This is a genomic window from Burkholderia sp. BCC0097 (genome assembly GCF_902832985.1).
GTDB classification, from domain to species: domain Bacteria; phylum Pseudomonadota; class Gammaproteobacteria; order Burkholderiales; family Burkholderiaceae; genus Burkholderia; species Burkholderia orbicola.
In genome coordinates, this window is the sequence record NZ_CADFDM010000006.1 from 247,497 (window position 1) to 267,651 (window position 20,155).

General features: G+C 66.4%; 15 protein-coding genes. 12 read left to right on the forward strand and 3 right to left on the reverse strand.

Annotated features, from left to right (window positions below):
* Positions 1–11 precede the first annotated feature (11 nt).
* Positions 12–2,750 carry a methionine synthase gene (gene metH, locus HWX07_RS21610; RefSeq protein ID WP_279612778.1) on the forward strand — a complete coding sequence of 913 codons (2,739 nt, stop codon included), beginning with the start codon at positions 12–14 and terminating at the stop codon, positions 2,748–2,750.
* A gap of 118 nt (positions 2,751–2,868) precedes the next feature.
* Here metH and HWX07_RS21615 read toward each other — a convergent pair whose 3' ends face one another.
* Entirely contained in the window at positions 2,869–3,192 is a 324-nt protein-coding gene (locus tag HWX07_RS21615; RefSeq protein WP_006489103.1) for a DUF1840 domain-containing protein, read from the reverse strand.
* Positions 3,193–3,392: 200 nt separating this feature from the next.
* On the opposite strand from HWX07_RS21615, the gene argS reads away from it, so the two are divergent.
* The 5 genes from argS (at position 3,393) to HWX07_RS21640 (ending at position 9,766) form a co-directional block, all read left to right on the forward strand.
* A complete protein-coding gene (argS, locus tag HWX07_RS21620; protein ID WP_175877610.1) occupies positions 3,393–5,174 on the forward strand; it encodes an arginine--tRNA ligase in 1,782 nt (593 codons plus the stop codon).
* A gap of 118 nt (positions 5,175–5,292) precedes the next feature.
* Positions 5,293–6,189, forward strand: coding sequence for an SPOR domain-containing protein (locus tag HWX07_RS21625; RefSeq protein ID WP_175877611.1), 897 nt, complete (start codon positions 5,293–5,295; stop codon positions 6,187–6,189).
* Between the two features lie 70 nt (positions 6,190–6,259).
* Positions 6,260–6,898 carry a thiol:disulfide interchange protein DsbA/DsbL gene (locus HWX07_RS21630; protein ID WP_027785573.1) on the forward strand — a complete coding sequence of 213 codons (639 nt, stop codon included), beginning with the start codon at positions 6,260–6,262 and terminating at the stop codon, positions 6,896–6,898.
* A gap of 19 nt (positions 6,899–6,917) precedes the next feature.
* On the forward strand, positions 6,918–7,691 hold the full coding sequence (locus HWX07_RS21635) for an SDR family oxidoreductase (protein WP_175877612.1): 774 nt from the start codon (positions 6,918–6,920) through the stop codon (positions 7,689–7,691).
* A gap of 470 nt (positions 7,692–8,161) precedes the next feature.
* The gene (locus tag HWX07_RS21640; protein WP_175877613.1) at positions 8,162–9,766 is read left to right on the forward strand and encodes an ABC transporter substrate-binding protein; all 1,605 of its coding nucleotides are present in this window, start codon (positions 8,162–8,164) and stop codon (positions 9,764–9,766) included.
* A 51-nt stretch (positions 9,767–9,817) separates the two neighbouring features.
* Here the strand turns inward: HWX07_RS21640 and HWX07_RS21645 are convergent, their stop codons facing one another.
* Positions 9,818–10,741 carry a fimbrial protein gene (locus HWX07_RS21645; RefSeq protein WP_175877614.1) on the reverse strand — a complete coding sequence of 308 codons (924 nt, stop codon included), beginning with the start codon at positions 10,739–10,741 and terminating at the stop codon, positions 9,818–9,820.
* A 696-nt stretch (positions 10,742–11,437) separates the two neighbouring features.
* Between HWX07_RS21645 and HWX07_RS21650 the strand changes: the two genes are divergently transcribed.
* Positions 11,438–13,096 (forward strand): ABC-F family ATP-binding cassette domain-containing protein, encoded by a 1,659-nt coding sequence (locus HWX07_RS21650; RefSeq protein ID WP_175877615.1) that lies wholly within the window; start codon positions 11,438–11,440, stop codon positions 13,094–13,096.
* Positions 13,097–13,112: 16 nt separating this feature from the next.
* Here HWX07_RS21650 and HWX07_RS21655 read toward each other — a convergent pair whose 3' ends face one another.
* On the reverse strand, positions 13,113–14,192 hold the full coding sequence (locus HWX07_RS21655) for an MBL fold metallo-hydrolase (RefSeq protein WP_175877616.1): 1,080 nt from the start codon (positions 14,190–14,192) through the stop codon (positions 13,113–13,115).
* A 301-nt stretch (positions 14,193–14,493) separates the two neighbouring features.
* Between HWX07_RS21655 and aceK the strand changes: the two genes are divergently transcribed.
* The 5 genes from aceK (at position 14,494) to HWX07_RS21680 (ending at position 19,779) form a co-directional block, all read left to right on the forward strand.
* Positions 14,494–16,311 (forward strand): bifunctional isocitrate dehydrogenase kinase/phosphatase, encoded by a 1,818-nt coding sequence (gene aceK / locus HWX07_RS21660; RefSeq protein WP_175877617.1) that lies wholly within the window; start codon positions 14,494–14,496, stop codon positions 16,309–16,311.
* Between the two features lie 56 nt (positions 16,312–16,367).
* Complete coding sequence (can, locus tag HWX07_RS21665) at positions 16,368–17,135, forward strand: carbonate dehydratase (RefSeq protein WP_050017787.1); 768 nt, start codon at positions 16,368–16,370, stop codon at positions 17,133–17,135.
* 111 nt (positions 17,136–17,246) lie between these two features.
* Positions 17,247–17,924, forward strand: a complete 678-nt coding sequence (locus HWX07_RS21670; protein WP_175877618.1) for an SDR family oxidoreductase — start codon at positions 17,247–17,249, stop codon at positions 17,922–17,924.
* Between the two features lie 39 nt (positions 17,925–17,963).
* On the forward strand, positions 17,964–18,401 hold the full coding sequence (locus HWX07_RS21675; RefSeq protein ID WP_175877619.1) for a YchJ family protein: 438 nt from the start codon (positions 17,964–17,966) through the stop codon (positions 18,399–18,401).
* A gap of 106 nt (positions 18,402–18,507) precedes the next feature.
* Positions 18,508–19,779 (forward strand): CocE/NonD family hydrolase, encoded by a 1,272-nt coding sequence (locus HWX07_RS21680; RefSeq protein WP_175877620.1) that lies wholly within the window; start codon positions 18,508–18,510, stop codon positions 19,777–19,779.
* Positions 19,780–20,155 lie beyond the last annotated feature (376 nt).

Genomic DNA, 20,155 nt, shown 5'->3' on the forward strand with positions numbered 1-20,155 from the left:
CCACGTCCTTCATCAAAAGAATTCGCACCGCCATGACCGATCACATGATGCGCCTTGCCGGCCTCGAGCCGTTCAACGTCACGCCCGGGACGCTCTTCATCAACGTCGGCGAACGCACCAACGTCACCGGCTCGAAGGCGTTCGCACGGATGATCCTCAACGGCCAGTTCGACGAGGCGCTCGCCGTCGCGCGCCAGCAGGTCGAGAACGGCGCGCAGGTGATCGACATCAACATGGACGAGGCGATGCTCGATTCGAAGGCGGCGATGGTGCGCTTCCTGAACCTGATCGCGTCGGAGCCGGACATCGCGCGCGTGCCGATCATGATCGACTCGTCGAAGTGGGAGGTGATCGAGGCCGGCCTCAAGTGCGTGCAGGGCAAGGCGATCGTGAACTCGATTTCGCTGAAGGAAGGCGAGGACGCGTTCCGCCACCACGCGAACCTGATCCGCCGCTACGGCGCGGCCGCGGTCGTGATGGCGTTCGACGAAACCGGTCAGGCCGATACCTACGCGCGCAAGACTGAGATCTGCAAGCGCTCGTACGATTTCCTCGTGAACGAAGTCGGCTTTCCGCCGGAAGACATCATCTTCGACCCGAACATCTTCGCGGTCGCGACCGGCATCGAGGAGCACAACAACTACGCGGTCGACTTCATCGAGGCGACCCGCTGGATCAAGCAGAACCTGCCGCACGCGAAGGTGAGCGGCGGCGTGTCGAACGTGTCGTTCTCGTTCCGCGGCAACGACCCGGTGCGCGAGGCGATCCACACCGTGTTCCTGTATCACGCGATCCAGGCCGGAATGGACATGGGCATCGTGAACGCGGGCCAGCTCGGCGTGTACGCCGATCTCGACCCCGAGCTGCGCGAGCGCGTCGAGGACGTGATCCTGAACCGCCGCGACGATTCCACCGATCGCCTGCTGGAGATCGCCGACAAGTTCAAGGCGGGCGGCGCGAAGAAGGAAGAGAACCTCGAGTGGCGCAACCAGCCGGTCGAGAAGCGGCTCTCGCATGCGCTCGTGCACGGCATCACGACCTTCATCGTCGAGGATACCGAGGAAGTGCGCGCGAAAATCGCCGCGGCCGGCGGCCGTCCGATCAACGTGATCGAAGGGCCGCTGATGGACGGGATGAACATCGTCGGCGACCTGTTCGGCCAGGGCAAGATGTTCCTGCCGCAGGTGGTGAAGTCGGCGCGCGTGATGAAGCAGGCGGTCGCGCACCTGATCCCGTTCATCGAGGAAGAAAAGCGCCTGCTCGCGGAAGCGGGCGGCGACGTGCGCGCGAAGGGCAAGATCGTGATCGCGACCGTGAAGGGCGACGTGCACGACATCGGCAAGAACATCGTGTCGGTCGTGCTCCAGTGCAACAACTTCGAAGTGGTCAACATGGGCGTGATGGTCCCGTGCAACGAGATCCTCGCGAAGGCGAAGGTCGAGGGCGCGGACATCATCGGGCTGTCGGGCCTCATCACGCCGAGCCTCGAGGAAATGGCGTACGTCGCGTCCGAAATGCAGCGCGACGACTACTTCCGCGTGAAGAAGATTCCGCTGCTGATCGGCGGCGCCACGACGTCGCGCGTGCACACGGCCGTGAAGATCGCGCCGCACTACGAAGGCCCGGTCGTCTACGTGCCGGATGCGTCGCGCTCGGTGTCGGTCGCGTCGAACCTGCTGTCCGACGAAGGCGCGGCGAAGTATCTCGACGAGCTGAAGTCCGACTACGAACGCATCCGCGACCAGCACGCGAACCGCAAGGCGCAGCCGATGGTCACGCTCGCCGACGCGCGCGCGAACAAGACCAGGATCGACTGGGCCGGCTACCAGCCGGTGAAGCCGAAGTTCATCGGCCGCCGCGTGTTCAAGAACTACGACCTGAACGAGCTCGCGAACTACATCGACTGGGGCCCGTTCTTCCAGACCTGGGACCTCGCGGGCCCGTACCCGGCGATCCTGGACGACGAGATCGTCGGCGAATCGGCGCGCCGCGTGTTCTCCGACGCGAAGTCGATGCTCGCGCGCCTGATCCAGGGCCGCTGGCTGACCGCGAACGGCGTGATCGCGCTGCTGCCGGCCAATACGGTCAACGACGACGACATCGAGATCTACAGCGACGAGTCGCGCTCGGAAGTGCTGCTCACGTGGCGCAACCTGCGCCAGCAGAGCGTGCGCCCGGTGGTCGACGGCGTGATGCGGCCGAACCGCTCGCTCGCCGATTTCATCGCGCCGAAGGAGTCGGGGGTGGCCGACTACATCGGGATGTTCGCGGTGACGGCCGGCCTCGGCGTCGACGCGAAGGAAAAGCAGTTCGAAGCCGACCACGACGACTACAGCGCGATCATGCTGAAGGCGCTCGCCGACCGTTTCGCGGAAGCGTTCGCCGAAGCGATGCACGCGCGCGTGCGGCGCGAGCTGTGGGGCTATGCGAGCGGCGAGACGCTCGACAACGACGCGCTGATCGCCGAGAAGTACGCGGGCATCCGCCCGGCGCCCGGCTACCCGGCCTGCCCCGACCACCTCGTGAAGCGCGGCATGTTCGACGTGCTGCACGCGGACGAGATCGGCATGAGCGTGACCGATTCGCTGGCGATGCTGCCGGCGGCGAGCGTGTCGGGTTTCTATCTCGCGCACCCGGACAGCCGCTACTTCTCGGTCGGCAAAATCGGGCAGGATCAGCTCGAGGACTACGCGCAACGCATGGCGCTGTCGCTCGACGACGCGCGCCGCGCGCTCGCGCCGCAACTCTGATCGACGCAAACGGGCGGCCCGGCCGCCTTTTTATCAGACAAAAGAAAAAGCCCGCTCGAAAGCGGGCTTTTTCCTGTCTGGCGAACCTTTCGATCTGCCAAGCAAGGAAGAAGGAAGCTCAGAAGCCCCAGTGCACGTCGGCCTGGCCGGCCTTCGCTTCGCGCAGCATCGTCAGGAACGGCGCGACGCGCTGGGCCAGACTCGGCGGCACTTCATGGTGCGCGTGGTCGGCTTCGTCCTCGTGGAAATGGCCGGCGTGCTCGGCGCGCTCCTGCTTCGCCTGCGCGACCGCGCCTTCCAGCTTGGCGATCGCGTGGTCCAGTTCGTCGTGCGTGATCACACCGCGCTCGCCCAGCTGCTTGCCGACGAGACCCAGCACATACACGGCGAAATCCTTCAGCACGTCGAGATCCTGTGCCGCCTTGCTCTTGAACGTAATCATGACAATTCCCTTTTCATCTTGTTGTGCCTGCGCGGCGCGGTTGGGGAACGCCGGCAGACCGGCGTCCGGCCTCGCGGACGCGGGCCGCCTGAGCGGCATATTAGCACCTGTTAAAATTCTGCGATCCCTGAAACGCGCGCTTAAAAAGCGTGCCGGCGGGCCGGCGTTTCCGGCCGCCACCAACGAAGCCTTCTACCAGCATGCTGCCAGCACACAAACAGACCCTCGAAGCCCTGCTCGCGGATAGCGTCAAGCAGGTCGCACACGCACTGAAAGGCGCCGACGCAGCATTCGTCGCCCCCGCCATCACGCTGGAGCGCCCCAAGGTCGCCGCGCACGGCGACGTCGCGTGCAACGTCGCGATGCAGCTCGCGAAGCCGCTCGGCACGAATCCGCGCCAGCTCGCCGAGCAGATCGTCGCCGCCCTCACCGCGCAGCCGGCCGCGCAAGGCCTCGTCGAAGCCGCCGAGATCGCCGGCCCCGGCTTCATCAACCTGCGCCTGTCGGCCGCCGCGAAACAGGCGGTGATCGCCGCCGTGTTCGACCAGGGCCGCGCGTTCGGCACGTCGGATCGCGAGAAAGGCAAGCAAGTGTTGCTGGAGTTCGTCTCGGCCAACCCGACCGGCCCGCTGCACGTCGGCCACGGCCGCCAGGCCGCGCTCGGCGACGTGCTCGCGAACGTGATCGCGAGCCAGGGCTACGCGGTGCACCGCGAGTTCTACTACAACGACGCGGGCGTGCAGATCGGCAACCTGGCGATCTCGACGCAGGCACGCGCGCGTGGCCTGAAGCCGGGCGACGCGGGCTGGCCGGAAGCCGCGTACAACGGCGAGTACATCGCCGACATCGCGCGCGACTACCTGAACGGTGAAACGGTCGCCGCATCCGACGGCGAGCCGGTCAAGGGCGCGGGCGACGTCGAGGATCTCGACGCGATCCGCAAGTTCGCGGTCACCTACCTGCGTCGCGAGCAGGACATGGACCTGCAGGCGTTCGGCGTGAAGTTCGACCAGTACTACCTCGAGTCGTCGCTGTACAGCGAAGGCCGCGTCGAGAAGACGGTCGACGCGCTGGTCAAGGCCGGCATGACCTACGAGCAGGACGGCGCGCTGTGGCTGCGCACGACCGACGAAGGCGACGACAAGGATCGCGTGATGCGCAAGTCGGACGGCACGTACACGTACTTCGTGCCGGACGTCGCGTACCACGTGACGAAGTGGGAGCGCGGCTTCACGAAGGTGATCAACATCCAGGGTTCGGACCACCACGGCACGATCGCGCGCGTGCGCGCCGGCCTGCAGGGGCTGCATATCGGGATTCCGAAGGGTTATCCCGACTACGTGCTGCACAAGATGGTCACCGTGATGCGCGACGGCCAGGAAGTGAAGATCTCGAAGCGCGCGGGCAGCTACGTGACGGTGCGCGATCTGATCGAATGGTCGGGCGGCGCGGCGGCGGGCCAGGAAGCGGCCCCCGACCTGATCGACGAGGCAACCATCACGCGCGGCCGCGACGCGGTGCGTTTCTTCCTGATCTCGCGCAAGGCCGACACCGAGTTCGTGTTCGACATCGACCTCGCGCTGAAACAGAACGACGAAAACCCGGTCTATTACGTCCAGTACGCGCATGCGCGGATCTGCTCGGTGCTCAACGAACTGAAGTCGCGCTACAACGTCGACGTCGCGCAACTGCCGGGCGCCGACCTGTCGCAGCTGACGAGCGCGCAGGCGGCGTCGCTGATGCAGAAGCTCGCCGAGTATCCGGACATGCTCACGCACGCGGCGAACGAGCTGGCGCCGCACGCGGTCGCGTTCTACCTGCGCGATCTCGCTGGCGAATTCCACTCGTTCTACAATGCGGAGCGCGTGCTGGTCGACGACGAGGCGCCGCGCAATGCGCGCGCCGCGCTGCTCGCCGCGACCCGGCAGGTGCTCGAGAACGGCCTGGCGGTGCTCGGCGTATCCGCGCCCGCCAAGATGTAAGGATGCAAGCGGCCCGGAACCGGGCCGCGAATGGCTGCGGCAGCGGCCGCCGTCGGATGCGCGTCGTCGGATGCCCGCCGCAGCCTTTTCACGATTCTTTTTGCAGGTGACTCAAGCAATGGCACAACCACGCCGAACTTCGAAGCAATCGAAACAAGCCGGAGGGACATTTCTTGGAATCGTGCTAGGCCTGATCGTCGGCCTCGCAATCGCGGTGGTGGTGGCACTCTACATCACGCGTTCGCCGTCGCCGTTCGTGTCGAAGGTCGCGCCGCCGCCGGCCGACAACGGCGCGAGCCAGCCGCAGCAGTTCGACCCGAACCGCGCGCTGCAGGGCAAGACGCCCGGCCAGCCGGTGCCGCAAGCCGCGCAATCGGCGCCGCCGAACACCGCGCCCGGCCAGGCCGCGAACCAGACCCAGGGCGGCCTGCTGCCCGAGCCGCAGATCGTCGAAGTGCCGCCATCGGGTAACCCGAACGGCGCCACCGGCTCGAGCAACACCACCGCGTCGAACACGCCGTCGTCGGGCAACGGCGTCGCCGTCGCGCCGAAGCCGGCCGACACCACGCCGCCGCCGAAGAAGACGCAGCAAGCGCAGCAACAGCAGCAGCAAGGCGGCGAGGACGACCTCGCCCGCTTCGCCGCGCAGAAGCAGGCGCAACAAGCCGCCGCGCAGAAGCAGCAGCAACAGCAGGCCGCGAACACGCCGAAGCCGACGTCGTCGGCAGCGGCCGCGGCGGCAGCAACGGCGAAGCCGCCGACCGCGAACGACGCGAACACCGGCTACTTCCTGCAGGTCGGTGCGTACAAGACGGAAGGCGATGCCGAGCAGCAGCGCGCGCGCCTGGGCTTCCAGGGCTTCGAATCGAAGGTGTCGAAGCGCGACGTCAGCGGCGTGACCTATTTCCGCGTGCGGGTCGGCCCGTTCTCGAAGTTCGAGGATATGAACTCGGCCCGCCAGCGCCTGTCCGATGCAGGTGTCGACACGGCGGTGATCCGCTTCACGAAGCAGTAAGCCAACCGGCCGAGCCCACGCAGAACCCGTTACGTTCCGTAACCCGAGCAACTGATTCGACGTTCACAACATGAAAAAACTGCTTAGCACGCTCCTTCTGTCCCTGGGCCTGGCCGCCGGCCTCGCCCAGGCTTCGCCCGCCGCGCCGGTGTCCGGCAAGGACTTCGAGGTGATGAAGTCGCCGCAGCCGGTGTCCGCGCCGGCCGGCAAGGTCGAGGTGATCGAGTTCTTCTGGTACGGCTGCCCGCACTGCTACGAATTCGAGCCGACGATCGAGGCCTGGGTGAAGAAGCAGGGCAACAACATCGACTTCAAGCGCGTGCCGGTCGCATTCCGTGACGATTTCCTCCCGCACTCGAAGCTGTTCTACGCGGTGTCCGCGCTCGGCATCTCCGAGAAGGTCACGCCGGCGATCTTCAACGCGATCCACAAGCAGAAGAACTACCTGCTGACGCCGCAGGCGCAGGCCGACTTCCTGGCCACGCAGGGCGTCGACAAGAAGAAGTTCATGGACGCGTACAACTCGTTCAGCGTGCAGGGCGAGGTGAACCAGTCGGCCAAGCTGCTGAAGGACTACGCGATCGACGGCGTGCCGACGGTCGTCGTCCAGGGCAAGTACAAGACGGGCCCGGCTTACACGAACAGCATCCCGGGTACCGCGCAGGTGCTCGACTTCCTCGTGAAGCAGGTTCAGGACAAGAAGCTCTGATCCCCGTCCGCGCGCCGGCATGACTACTCCGCTGAAGGTCTTCATCACCGGCGCGTCGAGCGGCCTCGGCCTCGCGATGGCCGAGGAATACGCCCGCCAGGGCGCCACGCTCGCGCTCGTCGCGCGACGCACCGATGCACTCGATGCGTTCGCGCGGCGGTTCCCGAAGCTGTCCATCTCCGTCTATTGCGCCGACGTGCGCGACGCCGATGCGCTGGCCACCGCCGCCGCGTCGTTCATCGCCACGCATGGTTGTCCCGACGTCGTGATCGCGAACGCGGGCATCAGCCAGGGCGCCGTCACGGGCCAGGGCGATCTCGCGGCGTTCCGCGACGTGATGGACATCAACTACTACGGGATGGTCGCGACATTCGAGCCGTTCGTCGGCCCGATGACGGCCGCGCGCCACGGCACGCTGGTCGGCGTCGCGAGCGTCGCCGGCGTGCGCGGGCTGCCCGGCTCCGGCGCGTACAGCGCGTCGAAATCGGCCGCGATCAAGTATCTCGAAGCGCTGCGCGTGGAGCTGCGTCCGGCCGGCGTCGGCGTCGTGACGATCGCGCCCGGCTACATTCGCACGCCGATGACCGCGCACAACCCGTACCGGATGCCGTTCCTGATGGACGCCGACCGCTTCGCCGCGCGCGCGGCGCGCGCGATCGCCCGGCAGCACGCGTTCCGCGTGATTCCTTGGCAGATGGGCGTCGTCGCGAAGGTGCTGCACGTGCTGCCGCGCTGGCTGTACGACCGCCTGTTCGAAAAAGCGCCGCGCAAGCCGAAGGCCGGCGCGCACTGAGGGTGCCGTGGCTCCGGCACGCGTCTCGCGGCGGGGCGCGGCTTGATCGCCGCAGTCAGATCGCGCGGAGTCAAGCGGATTCCCGCCTTCCCGCCTTCCTGCGTTCCTGCGTTCCTGCGTTTCCGCCTTCCGGACGCCCTGCCGCACCACGTGTCGCGCATCGCTGGCGCGATCGTATTCGTTTCGTCGCTCGAGTCGCGCCACGCATGTGCTCAGCGCATCGCGATCGACCGCCGTCTCGAGCGCCGTCGCCTCGCGCATCGCTCTTGACCTGCCCGCCCCGCCGCCGCAACACGCATTCCGTCGCGAACGCAGCCTTTTGTCGCTCAATTCACCGCGTTCCGGCGCCTTTTTCCACGCGTCGCGCGCTTTGACGGTATGCTATTCGCCAGCCGCGCCGGCCGGTCCTCGACCGCGCCGCGCCCGCATTCCGACATCCAGCAAAAATCACAAGTCACGTGGGAGAACCTATGCACGTCAAGCTGTTCGCCGCGGCCGCCGTGGCCACGACCCTCGCCGCCCTTGCCGCCCCCGGCCTCGCCGCCGCCAAGCCGCTCACCGTCTGCACGGAATCGAGCCCGGACGGCTTCGACGTCGTGCAGTACAACTCGCTCGTCACGACCAACGCGTCGGCCGACGTGATCTTCAACACGCTCGTGTCCTACGACGAAGCCGCGAAGAAGGTCGTGCCCGCGCTCGCGGACAAATGGGAAGCGAGCGCCGACGGCCTCACGTACACGTTCCACCTGCGCCCGAACGTCGCGTTCCAGACCACCGACTATTTCAAGCCGGGCCGCACGCTGAACGCGGACGACGTCGTGTTCACGTTCACGCGGATGCTCGACGATGCGAATCCGTGGCACAAGGTGGCCGGCGCGAGCGGCTTTCCGCACGCGCAGTCGATGGGCCTCGTGAAACTCGTGAAGTCGGTCACCAAGGTCGACGACAGCACGGTGAAGTTCGTGCTGAACGAACCGAACGCGACGTTCGTGCCGATCCTGACGATGGGCTTCGCGTCGATCTACTCGGCCGAATACGCGGACCAGCTGCTGAAGGCCGGCAAGCAGGCCGACCTGAACGCGAAGCCGGTCGGCACCGGCCCGTTCGTGCTGAAGAGCTATACGAAGGACGCGCTGATCCGCTACGACGCGAACCCGACGTACTGGGGCGCGAAGCCGAAGGTCGACCGGCTGATCTACGCGATCACGCCCGACCCGTCGGTGCGCCTGCAGAAGGTGAAGGCCGGCGAATGCCAGATCGCGCTGTCGCCGAAGCCGCAGGACGTGCTCGCCGCGAAAGGCGAAAGCGCGCTGAAGATCGTGCAGACGCCCGCTTTCATGACCGCGTTCGTCGCGCTGAACACGCAGAAGAAGCCGCTCGACAACGACAAGGTGCGCGAGGCGCTGAACCTCGCGTTCGACCGCGCAACCTACCTGAAGGTCGTGTTCGACAACACCGCGACGGCGGCGAACAACCCGTATCCGCCGAACACGTGGAGCTATGCGAAGGACGTCGCGCCGTATGCGTACGATCCCGCGAAGGCGAAACAACTGCTCGCGCAGGCCGGCTTCCCGAACGGCTTCTCGACCACCATCTGGACGCGCCCGACCGGCAGCGTGCTGAATCCGAACCCGAAGGTCGGCGCGGAACTGCTGCAGGCCGATCTCGCGAAGATCGGCGTGAAGGCCGAGGTGAAGGTGATCGAATGGGGCGAGCTGATCAAGCAGGCGAAGCTCGGCCAGCATGACATGCTGTTCATGGGCTGGGCCGGCGACAACGGCGATCCGGACAACTACCTGTCGCCGCTGTTCAGCTGCAATGCGGTGAAGTCGGGCATCAACTTCGCGCGCTTCTGCGATGCGCAACTCGACAAGCTGATCGCCGACGGCAAGTCGACCGCCGACCAGGCCAAGCGCGCGAAGCTGTACGAAAGCGCGCAGAAGATCATCCATGACCAGGCGCTGTGGATTCCGCTCGGCTACCCGACCGCGGCCGCGTTGACGCGCACGAACGTGAGCGGCTATCACGTGAGTCCGTTCGGACGCCAGAACTTCACGACGGTCGCCGTGCAGTAATGTTCCAGGCGGGGGCCGGATTGCGAAACGCCCCCGTTCTTTTGCACATGCTCAAAGATACGACATCGTGACAGTCAGCACCGCATCGGCTCTACCGCCGCTTGCGTTCATTGCCGTCCGGTAGAGGGCGCCCTGCAGTGGCACACTGTACGATCGCAAGCCGGGGCGCGGTGCGATTTCGTATGAGCGCCGCAGATCGATCGCTTTGCCGGCACCGTCCATCAGCTTGACGCCGAAGCCCTTCGTCGTGGACGATGCATTCAACGCGATGACGCCGCCGGCCGCATCGAGCGTGCCGGCCGGCGCTTCGAACCGGTAGCCGATCGATTTGAGCCCGTCGGGACAATTGTCGATTTTCAGATCGAACGCGATTGGCTTCGATGTCGCACCGACGCCAGGGAACTCGGCCATCGAATGGCGTCCCAAACTGACCGAGACATCGGGCGTCGTGCAGCTTGCAGCCTTGAGCGTCACATTCCCTACGGCCCGTGCCACCAAGTAGGTCTTGCCGTCGAGAGCCATTGCGGCATCCGGTAGCCTGGTAATCGCGCCGCCATCGATGGGTCCGGTCTTGACCAGCGAATAGAAGACGGTGAGGTTGCGCCACATGATCGAAACTCCCGGGAAGATCGGGCTGCCCGGACCGGCCTTGAGCGTGTAGCTATTCGGGAAAATCATGTCGCCATTCACGCTCGTGTCGTTCAGTCCGATCCTGACGCTCACACCCTTTATCGAAGTCGGATAGAGGTTTCCGACGCCCGGGCCCATGTTCGGCGTGACGGTGTTGGCAAGCGTCACCGTCCCGGGCGTACAGCGGGTGCCAAATGTGAAGTCGGTCGTATTCCAGGTGAAACGTGCGATTTCTGCACCAAGCGGCGCATCACGACCAGTGTCGATATTGCCGGACAGCACAACGACCGGGGCACGTGTGTCTGCCAGCACGCAGCCTGCGGACGCAAGGCCGGATACCGCCATCCCCGCCACCGCCAGTATGACGATTGTCGCTCGGACAACGCAACGCCGGCTAGGGCGGTCAGTTACGACGCAGCTTGGTGCCATCAGTTTTCCCGTCGAAGAATGAACAAGTCATGCACGCCCCGAGACCAACGTTGCTCATCGTGCATGCATCGAACGCTATTCTGGGCGGAAGCGAACTGTCCAGATATCAGCCGGGCTCCAATTTCAATAAAAAAATCGTCGTTCTAGTACCAATTTTTCAGATTTGCCCGAATCCGAGCGCCTCAAAGCGTTCACGCAATCCAATCTGCTCGATCTCCTCATTGATCGCACACCGACACACATCGTCGGGCATCACGGCATTGACACGCGCATGAAGCTCCATGCAACGGTACGGTAAACCATCCGCGACCAGTTACTGTAGGTTCCGCCCGCCATCCGGCTGCGACGGCGCTTATGCGCACGAACGCGAGCGGATATTGCGCGGATCCATTCGCATCGCAGAACGTCTCCGCCGTCGCCGTGCGGTGCGCGTGCGTGGCGCGTAAGCGACGCCGCTCGCTTGCGGCCCGCGCGTGGCGCTTGCTACACTGCGCGCCTGTTCCTCATACTGGACGCCAGCCAAAGTGAACAACTAAGCCTTCCTGAAATGTTTTCGCCGCCCGTGCCACGCACGCCGCGCGCGAAGGTCTTCATGCATTTTTGGAGGTGCTCATGGCTGCAGCCACGCCCACCGGCGCGCTCGTCGCGCTTCATCACGTTTCCTTCCGCTTCGACGACGGCGTCACGCTGTTCGATTCGCTCGACCTGTCCATCGACCACACGCCGACCGGCATCGTCGGCCGCAACGGCGTCGGCAAGAGCGTGCTCGCGCAACTGATCGCCGGCTGCCGTGCACCCAGCGCGGGAACGATCGAGCGGCATGCGCACGTCGTCTACGTCGCACAACAGCACGATCACGGCCGCGACCGCGACGACGCGGCCGCCGTCCCGCGGACCGTCGCGCAGATCGCCGCGCTCGATGCACCGCTCGGGGCACTCGCGCGTCTCGCGGAAGGCCACGCAACACCGAACGACTTCGACCTGATCGGCGATCGCTGGGATCTCGCGGAACGCCTGCGCATGGCGCTCGACGCGGCCGGCCTGCACGACGTCCATGCCGACACGCTCGCGCACGCGCTGAGCGGCGGCCAGGTCGCACGCGTCGCGCTGATCGGCGCGCTGCTGTCCGGCGCCGGCCTGCTCGTGCTCGACGAACCGACCAACCATCTCGACGCACCGGGCCGTGCCTGGCTGCGCGCGGCGCTCGACGGCTGGCGCGGCGGCGTCGTCATCGTCAGCCACGACCGTGCGCTGCTCGCCGGCGTGCAACGCATCGTCGAGCTGACGCCGCACGGCGCGCGTTCATATGGCGGCAACTATGCGCTCTACCGCGCGCAACGCGACGCGGAACAGGACGCCGCGCACGCGGCGCTCGACCATGCGCGCACCGAGCGCGGGCGCGTACGGCGCCGGCTCGAACAGGAACACGACACGATCCAGCGTCACGCGGCCGCGTCGCTGCGCGACGCGAAGACGGCCAACCTGTCGTCGATGGCGCGTCAGAGCCGCAAGGGCGCCGCGCGCGCGATCATGGGGACGGTCCGGCGTCATCAGAGCGACTTCAAGGCGACGCTCGACGCGCGCGTGCAGGAAGCGGCCGCGCGCGTCGAGGCCGACGCGCCGGTGCTGGTATCACTGCCGGGCACCGAGGTCAGCGCGCGCCGCCAGCTGTTCACGCTCGAACGCGCGCAACTGCCGTGGCGCGTCGCGGGCGACGCCGACACGATCACGTGGTCCGCAAGCGGCGCTGTGCGCATTGCGCTGACGGGCCCGAACGGCTGCGGCAAGTCGACGTTGCTGAGAATGCTCGCGGGCGAACTCATGCCGCGTTCAGGTACCTGCACGACGCACGTGAGCGCCGCGTATCTCGACCAGCGGCTCGCGTTGCTCGACCCCGAGCGCTCGATCGTCGAGCAACTGGGTCTGCTCGATACGCCGCTCGCCGAAGGCGACCTGCGCAGCCGTCTCGCGCTGCTGCAACTCGACGCGACGCGTGCGACGCAACCCGCGCGGCAACTGAGCGGCGGCGAACGGCTGAAGGCCGCGCTCGCCTGCGCGTTGTGGCGCGGCACGCCCGCGCAACTGCTGCTGCTCGACGAGCCGACCAATCACCTCGATCTCGAATCGGTGCATGCGATCGAAGCAGCGCTGGCCGGCTTCCCCGGCGCGATCGTGGTCGCGTCACACGACGCCGCGTTTCTCGCGGCGCTCGAACCAACTCACACGATGCAGTGGCATCGCGACGGATGGCGTTACGAACCCGTCGCGTAAAGGCAACGAAGCACGCTCAGCCGGCGGTGCGGAACCGCAGCACGCCGTCGTCGCCCTGCTCGCGCACGAGCTCGCCCGCGAGCCACAGCAGGTTCAGGTGCGCGAGCGCCTCGCCGAGCGCGAACGTCATCTGGTGGATGTCGAGCTCGCGGCGGCGGAACATGATCGGCACGATATCGGCCGCGCTCATCGGCTGCTCCGCGCACGCGACGCGCACTTCGGCCAGGCGCGCATCGTGGTGTTCGCGCAGTTGCGCGATGCGCGTGCGCACGCCGCGGAACGGCTTGCCGTGCGACGGCAGCACGAGCGTGTCGGGCGCCATCGTCTCGTAGCGGCCGAGCGATTCGAGGTACAGCGCGAGCGGATTCGCTTCCGGCTCGAGGTCGAACACCGACACGTTCGTCGAGATGCGCGGCAGCACCATGTCGCCGGAAATCAGCACGCCGTCCGCTTCGCTGTGGAGCGCGCAATGTTCAGGCGAATGACCGAAGCCGGTGACGACGCGCCACGTGCGCGCGCCGATCGTCACCGCGTCGCCTTCGCGCAGGCGCCGGTAGCGCGGCGGCACGGCCGGCACCAGATCCGCGTAGTAGCTGCGGCGGTTGCGCAGCTTGTCGAGCGCGGCCGGATCGGTCAGCCCGTGGCGCGCGAAGTGATCGGCGACAGCCGCGCCGCCCGCGTTCGAACCGTTGCCGGCCGCCATCAGGCAGCCGAACATATATTCGCCGAGCGTCATCCACAACCGCACGTTCCAGCGGCCCTTGTCGCCGCCTTCGCACAGCCAGTTCGCGAGGCCGAAGTGATCGGGGTGGCAGTGCGTGACGAGCACGCGCAGCACGGGCAGGCCGTCGAGCTGCGTGTCGAAGATCTGCTCCCAGTGCGTGCGGATCGCATCCGACGAGATCCCGCAATCGACCACCGTCCAGCCGGCCTGCCCGTCGATCTCGTCGCGCAGCAGCCAGAGATTGATGTGATCGAGCGAAAACGGCAGCGGCATGCGCAGCCAGCGCACGCCGGGCGCGACCTCGAACGTGTCGCCCGCGGCGGGCAGCGTATCGGCGAAGGGGTAGTCGAGTTGGTGTTCCAGGGCGTTCATCGGTGGGGCGTCTCGTCGTTATCGGTGCGAATGCGCGCCGGCGGCACGCGCGGCGGGCGGTGCGTCGATTCTATCGCCGTCGCGAGAAAGACGTGCCCGGCGGCCTGCGGCCCGTCAAAAAAGTTCGTGTCAGAATCGGTTCCGTACCCGCATCTTTACGCGAAGATGCACCGAACAGTGCCTAACGGCGAGCAACACACCGATTGACGACTGTTCGCGCGTCACCCCGAAAGTCATTGAAACGCCGACTTGGGCGCTAAAATGGCGGGTGCTTACAGCCCCTTGAACGAGCCTGCACGCGATGAATCACTTCCCCAAACTGCTGTCGTCGCAGATCGGTTTCGACGTCGCGCAGACGATGCTCGAATACTTCGATCGCCATTACCGGATCTTCCGCGAAGCGGCGGTCGATGCGAAGACGCTGTTCGAGCGCGGCGACTGGCACGGGCTGCAGCGGCTCGCGCGCGAACGGATCACGTCGTACGACGAGCGCGTGAAGGAATGCGTCGAGGTGCTGGAAGACGAATACGACGCGGAGAACATCGACGACGAAGTGTGGCAGCAGATCAAGCTGCATTACATCGGCCTGCTCACGTCGCACCGCCAGCCCGAGTGCGCGGAAACCTTCTTCAATTCGGTGTGCTGCAAGATCCTGCACCGCTCGTATTTCAGCAACGATTTCATCTTCGTGCGCCCGGCGATCTCGACCGAGTATCTGGAGAACGACGAGCCGGCCGCGAAACCGACCTACCGCGCGTACTATCCGGGCACCGACGGGCTCGCGGTCACGCTCGAGCGCATCGTCACGAACTTCCAGCTCGAGCCGGCATTCGAGGATCTCACGCGCGACATCGGCTGCGTGATGCAGGCGATCGACGACGAATTCGGCCACTTCGATGAAGCGCCGAATTTCCAGATCCACGTGCTGTCGTCGCTGTTCTTCCGCAACAAGAGCGCGTACATCGTCGGCCGCATCATCAACGCCGACCGCGTGCTGCCGTTCGCGGTGCCGATCCGCCACGTGCGCCCCGGCGTGCTCGCGCTCGATACCGTGCTGCTGCGCCGCGACCTGCTGCAGATCATCTTCAGCTTCTCGCATTCGTACTTCCTCGTCGACATGGGCGTGCCGTCCGCGTACGTGGATTTCCTCTGCACGATCATGCCGGGCAAGCCGAAGGCCGAGATCTACACGTCGGTCGGGCTGCAGAAGCAGGGCAAGAACCTGTTCTACCGCGACCTGCTGCACCACCTGTCGCATTCGAGCGACCGCTTCATCATCGCGCCCGGGATCAAGGGCCTCGTGATGCTCGTGTTCACGCTGCCGTCGTTCCCGTACGTGTTCAAGATCATCAAGGATTACTTCCCGCCGCCGAAGGAAACGACGCGCGCGCAGATCATGGAGAAGTACCAGCTCGTGAAGCGCCACGACCGCCTCGGGCGGATGGCCGACACGCTCGAGTATTCGAGCGTCGCGCTGCCGCTCGCGCGGCTCGATCACGCGCTCGTGCGCGAACTCGAGAAGGAAGTGCCGTCGCTGCTCGAATACGAGGACGACAAGCTGGTGATCAAGCACCTGTACATCGAGCGCCGGATGACGCCGCTGAACCTGTACCTGCAGAACGGCAGCGACGCGGACGTCGAGCACGGCGTGAAGGAATACGGCAACGCGGTGAAGGAGCTGATGAAGGCGAACATCTTCCCCGGCGACATGCTGTACAAGAACTTCGGCGTGACGCGCCACGGCCGCGTCGTGTTCTACGACTACGACGAGATCGAATACCTGACCGACTGCAACGTGCGGCGCGTGCCGCCGCCGCGCAACGAGGAGGACGAGCTGTCCGGCGAACCGTGGTATACCGTCGGCCCGCACGACATCTTTCCGGAGACCTACGGGCCGTTCCTGCTCGGCGACCCGCGCGTGCGCAGCGTCTTCATGAAGCATCACGCGGACTTTTTCGACCCGGCGCTGTGGCAGGCGAGCAAGGACAAGCTGATGCAGGGCGAACTGCCCGATTTTTATCCGTACGACGCTGCGTTGCGCTTTTGCGTGCGCTACGCCGCGCGCTTCGGCGCGACAGGCCGCGCCGACGGCGCAGGCGACGCGCAGCGCGCCGCCTGACGCCGGCAACACCCCATCCGATATCGACTTGATTTCCGCCAACGGAATCCACACCGATGACTACCCAAGACAATCCGCTTTCACATCTGTTCGACAACAACGATGCCTGGGTCAAGCGCCAGCTCGCCGACGATCCCGATTTCTTCGCCCGGCTCGCCGACCAGCAGGCGCCGGAATATCTGTGGATCGGCTGCTCGGATTCGCGCGTGCCGGCGAACCAGATCATCGGCCTGCCGCCGGGCGAAGTGTTCGTGCACCGCAACATCGCGAACGTGGTCGTGCACAGCGACCTGAACTGCCTGTCGGTGATTCAGTTCGCGGTCGACATCCTGCGCGTGAAGCACATCATGGTCGTCGGTCACTACGGCTGCTCGGGCGTGAACGCGGCGCTGCACAACCGCCGCGTGGGCCTCGCGGACAACTGGCTGCATCACGTGCAGGACGTGCGCGAGCGCCATGCGGCGCTGCTCGACGAATGGCCGGTCGGCGAAGCGCGCTATCGCCGCCTGATCGAGCTGAACTCGATCGAACAGGTCGTCAACGTGTGCCGCACGACGATCGTCAACGACGCGTGGGCACGCGGCCAGTCGCTCACCGTGCACGGGCTCGTGTACGGCGTGCACGACGGCCGGATGCGCAACCTCGGGATGTCCGTGTCGAACTTCGACGCGCTCGACGCAACCTACAAGCGCTGCGTGGCGGCGCTGACCGCGCGCGGCCAGCATGCGCCCGACAACGACATGGTCGCGGCGGACGCTGCACGGCTCGAAGACGTCGCGCAGGCGGTCGCCGCCACGCTGAAGCCGTGCGACGACGCACAGTAACGTGCGGTGCGCGCCAGCCGCCCGGCGGCGGCTGTCGCGCGGGCGCGGCACGCATCGAACGGATCTGACACCGGCACTGCCGCGGCGGCGCCAACCCAAGGAGCGACGGAAATGAAAACCGTATTGATCGTCGGCGCGTCACGCGGCCTCGGCCGCGAATTCGTCCGGCAATACCGGCGCGACGGCTGGAACGTGATCGCCACCGCACGCGACGCGGCATCGCTCGACGCGCTGCGCGCGCTCGGCGCGCAGCCGCATGCGCTCGACATCGCGCGGCCCGAGCAGATCGCGGCGCTCGGCTGGAAGCTCGACGGCGAACGGCTCGATGCGGCCGTGCTGGTGTCGGGCGTGTACGGGCCGCGCACCGAAGGCGTCGAGACGATCACCGCCGAGGATTTCGACGCGGTGATGCATACCAACGTGCGCGGGCCGATGCAGTTGCTGCCGATCCTGCTGCCGCTCGTCGAGGACGCGCGCGGCGTGTTGGCCGTCGTGTCGAGCCGGATGGGCAGCATCGCCGAGGCGACCGGCACGACCGGCTGGCTGTACCGCGCGAGCAAGGCCGCGCTGAACGACGCGCTGCGCATCGCGTCGCTGCAGACGCGCCATGCCGCGTGCATTTCGCTGCATCCCGGCTGGGTGCGCACCGACATGGGCGGCGCGCAGGCCGCGATCGATCCGGAAACGAGCGTGACCGGCATGCGTCGCGTGATCGCCGAATCCGCTGCGGACGTGTCCCAGGCGAATGGCCGGTTCTTCCAGTACGACGGCGTCGAGCTAAGCTGGTGAGCTGCATCGGCAACCGCTCGTTGTTAATTCATATTACGCATGATTTTGAACCGACCTGACGTGTGCCCGTGCGGCGGCGCGTCCCCCGCGCCCGCCGGCAAAGCCCCGGCGCCGCGCTATGCGGCGTGCTGCGGCCGCTTCATCGACGGCGGGCAAGCCGCCCCGAGCGCACTCGAATTGATGCGCTCGCGGTATAGCGCCTACGTGCTCGGCGCGACCGATTACCTGCGCGCGACATGGGCCGCGCGCACCTGCCCGCCCGATCTCGACACCGACCCCGACGCGCCGGACGCGCCGCGCTGGCTCGGCCTCTCGGTCAAACGCCACGCGCCGCTAGACGACCGGCACGCGGAGGTCGAATTCGTGGCCCGCTACAAGGTCGGCGGACGCGCTTACCGGCTCCACGAGACGAGCCGTTTCGAGCGCGACGAGCAGGGTTTCTGGCGCTATGTCGACGGCGAAGTAAGTGAACGCTGACAAATAGTTGCCATGTCAGACGCCGGGTAATTCCCGCATTGCACAACCTGATTTTGTCGGGCTACGATGGGCTCGACTTGGTGATGTTGCATGGCAGGGCTTACGAATGGCGTTCAGCAAGGTATTGGTGGGATGGATGGCGGCCTGTGCGCTGTCGGCCGCTCAGGCCGGTACGCTGCCGAGCGCCAATACGGGTGCAGGCGCCAGCGGCTCGCTCGCGCACGCCGAGCACTTCGACTACGCCGACGCGAACCTGCCGCAGGTCGCCGCCGACCTCAACGAACAGATCCTCCGCATTCCGGCCGACGCTTCGGGCGCCATCACGCTCGAGGCGACGCTCTTCAAGCCGAACGGCCCCGGCCCGTTCCCGCTCGTCGTCTTCAACCACGGCAAAAATACCGGCGATCTGCATCTGCAGCCGCGCAGCCGGCCGCTCGCGTTCGCGCGCGAATTCGTGCGCCGCGGCTATGCGGTGATCGCGCCGAATCGCCAGGGCTTCGCCGGCTCGGACGGCACGTACCGGCAGGAAGGTTGCAACGTCGGCAAGAACGGCCTCGCGCAGGCCGCGGACGTCGATGCGACGGTACGCTACATGGCGCACCAGCCGTACGTCGATGCGTCGCGCATCGTCGTCGCCGGCACGTCGCACGGCGGGCTCGTGTCGGTCGCGTACGGCACCGAAGCTGCGGCGGGCGTGCGCGGCATCATCAACTTTTCCGGCGGGCTGCGCCAGGACCTGTGCGACGGCTGGCAGCGCAACCTCGTCGACGCGTTCGACCAGTACGGCGCGCACACGGCCGTGCGGTCGCTGTGGCTGTACGGCGACAACGATTCGGTGTGGACGCCCGCGCTCGTCGCGCAGATGCACGATGCGTACCTGTCGCACGGCACGCAGGCGCAGTTCATCGATTTCGGCCGCTACAAGGACGATGCGCACCGGTTGATCGTCGATCGCGACGGCGTGCCCGTCTGGTGGCCGGCCGTGCACGCGTTCCTCGCCGAACTGAACCTGCCGACCGCGGTGCGCTATGCCGTCGCGAACCCGCACGAACCGAAGGCCACCGGCTATGCGTCGATCGATGCGGTCAACGCTGTGCCCTACGTCGACGAAGCCGGCCGCGAAGGCTATCGCCGCTTCCTGAACCAGCATCCGAGCCGCGCGTTCGCGGTGTCGTCGGAAGGCGCGTGGTCGTGGGCCGAAGGCGGCGACGATCCGATGGCGCTCGCGCTCGACAACTGCGCGAAGCAAGGCGCGGGCGCGTGCCGGCTGTATGCGGTCAACGACCGCGTCGTGTGGAACGACAGCACGACGCAGACGGCCGACAACGGCGACACCCCCACCCGCGACACCGATACGCGCGCTTTGGCTTCGCGCTGACGCGCGGTTGTCGCTCCTCCCGCTTCCTCCTTCGCGCGCCGTCGATTCAACGTCACTGCGGCACTCCGCCGCATGCTCGTCAAATCGGGCACACATCGCGTAATGCGCGTTTTTACGAGCAATCGACCTGAATTCGCGCCAGATTTCGTCCAATCGTCCGGCGTTGCGCCGCCCCGCGTCGATCGCCCCCGCGCAACGAACTCGGCCCGTTGTCGCCGCCAGCATCACACCCTCATCGCTCCCCTTATTTCGTCGCTCCATCGCGCCCCGCCCCGCGATTTTTTCTGTCGGGGGGCGTCACTCGAACGTCGCCATCTGCGCGCATTTCGCCCGATCCGCCGCGTTCCGTTCCGAGCAACGCCGAACTGCGCCGAAC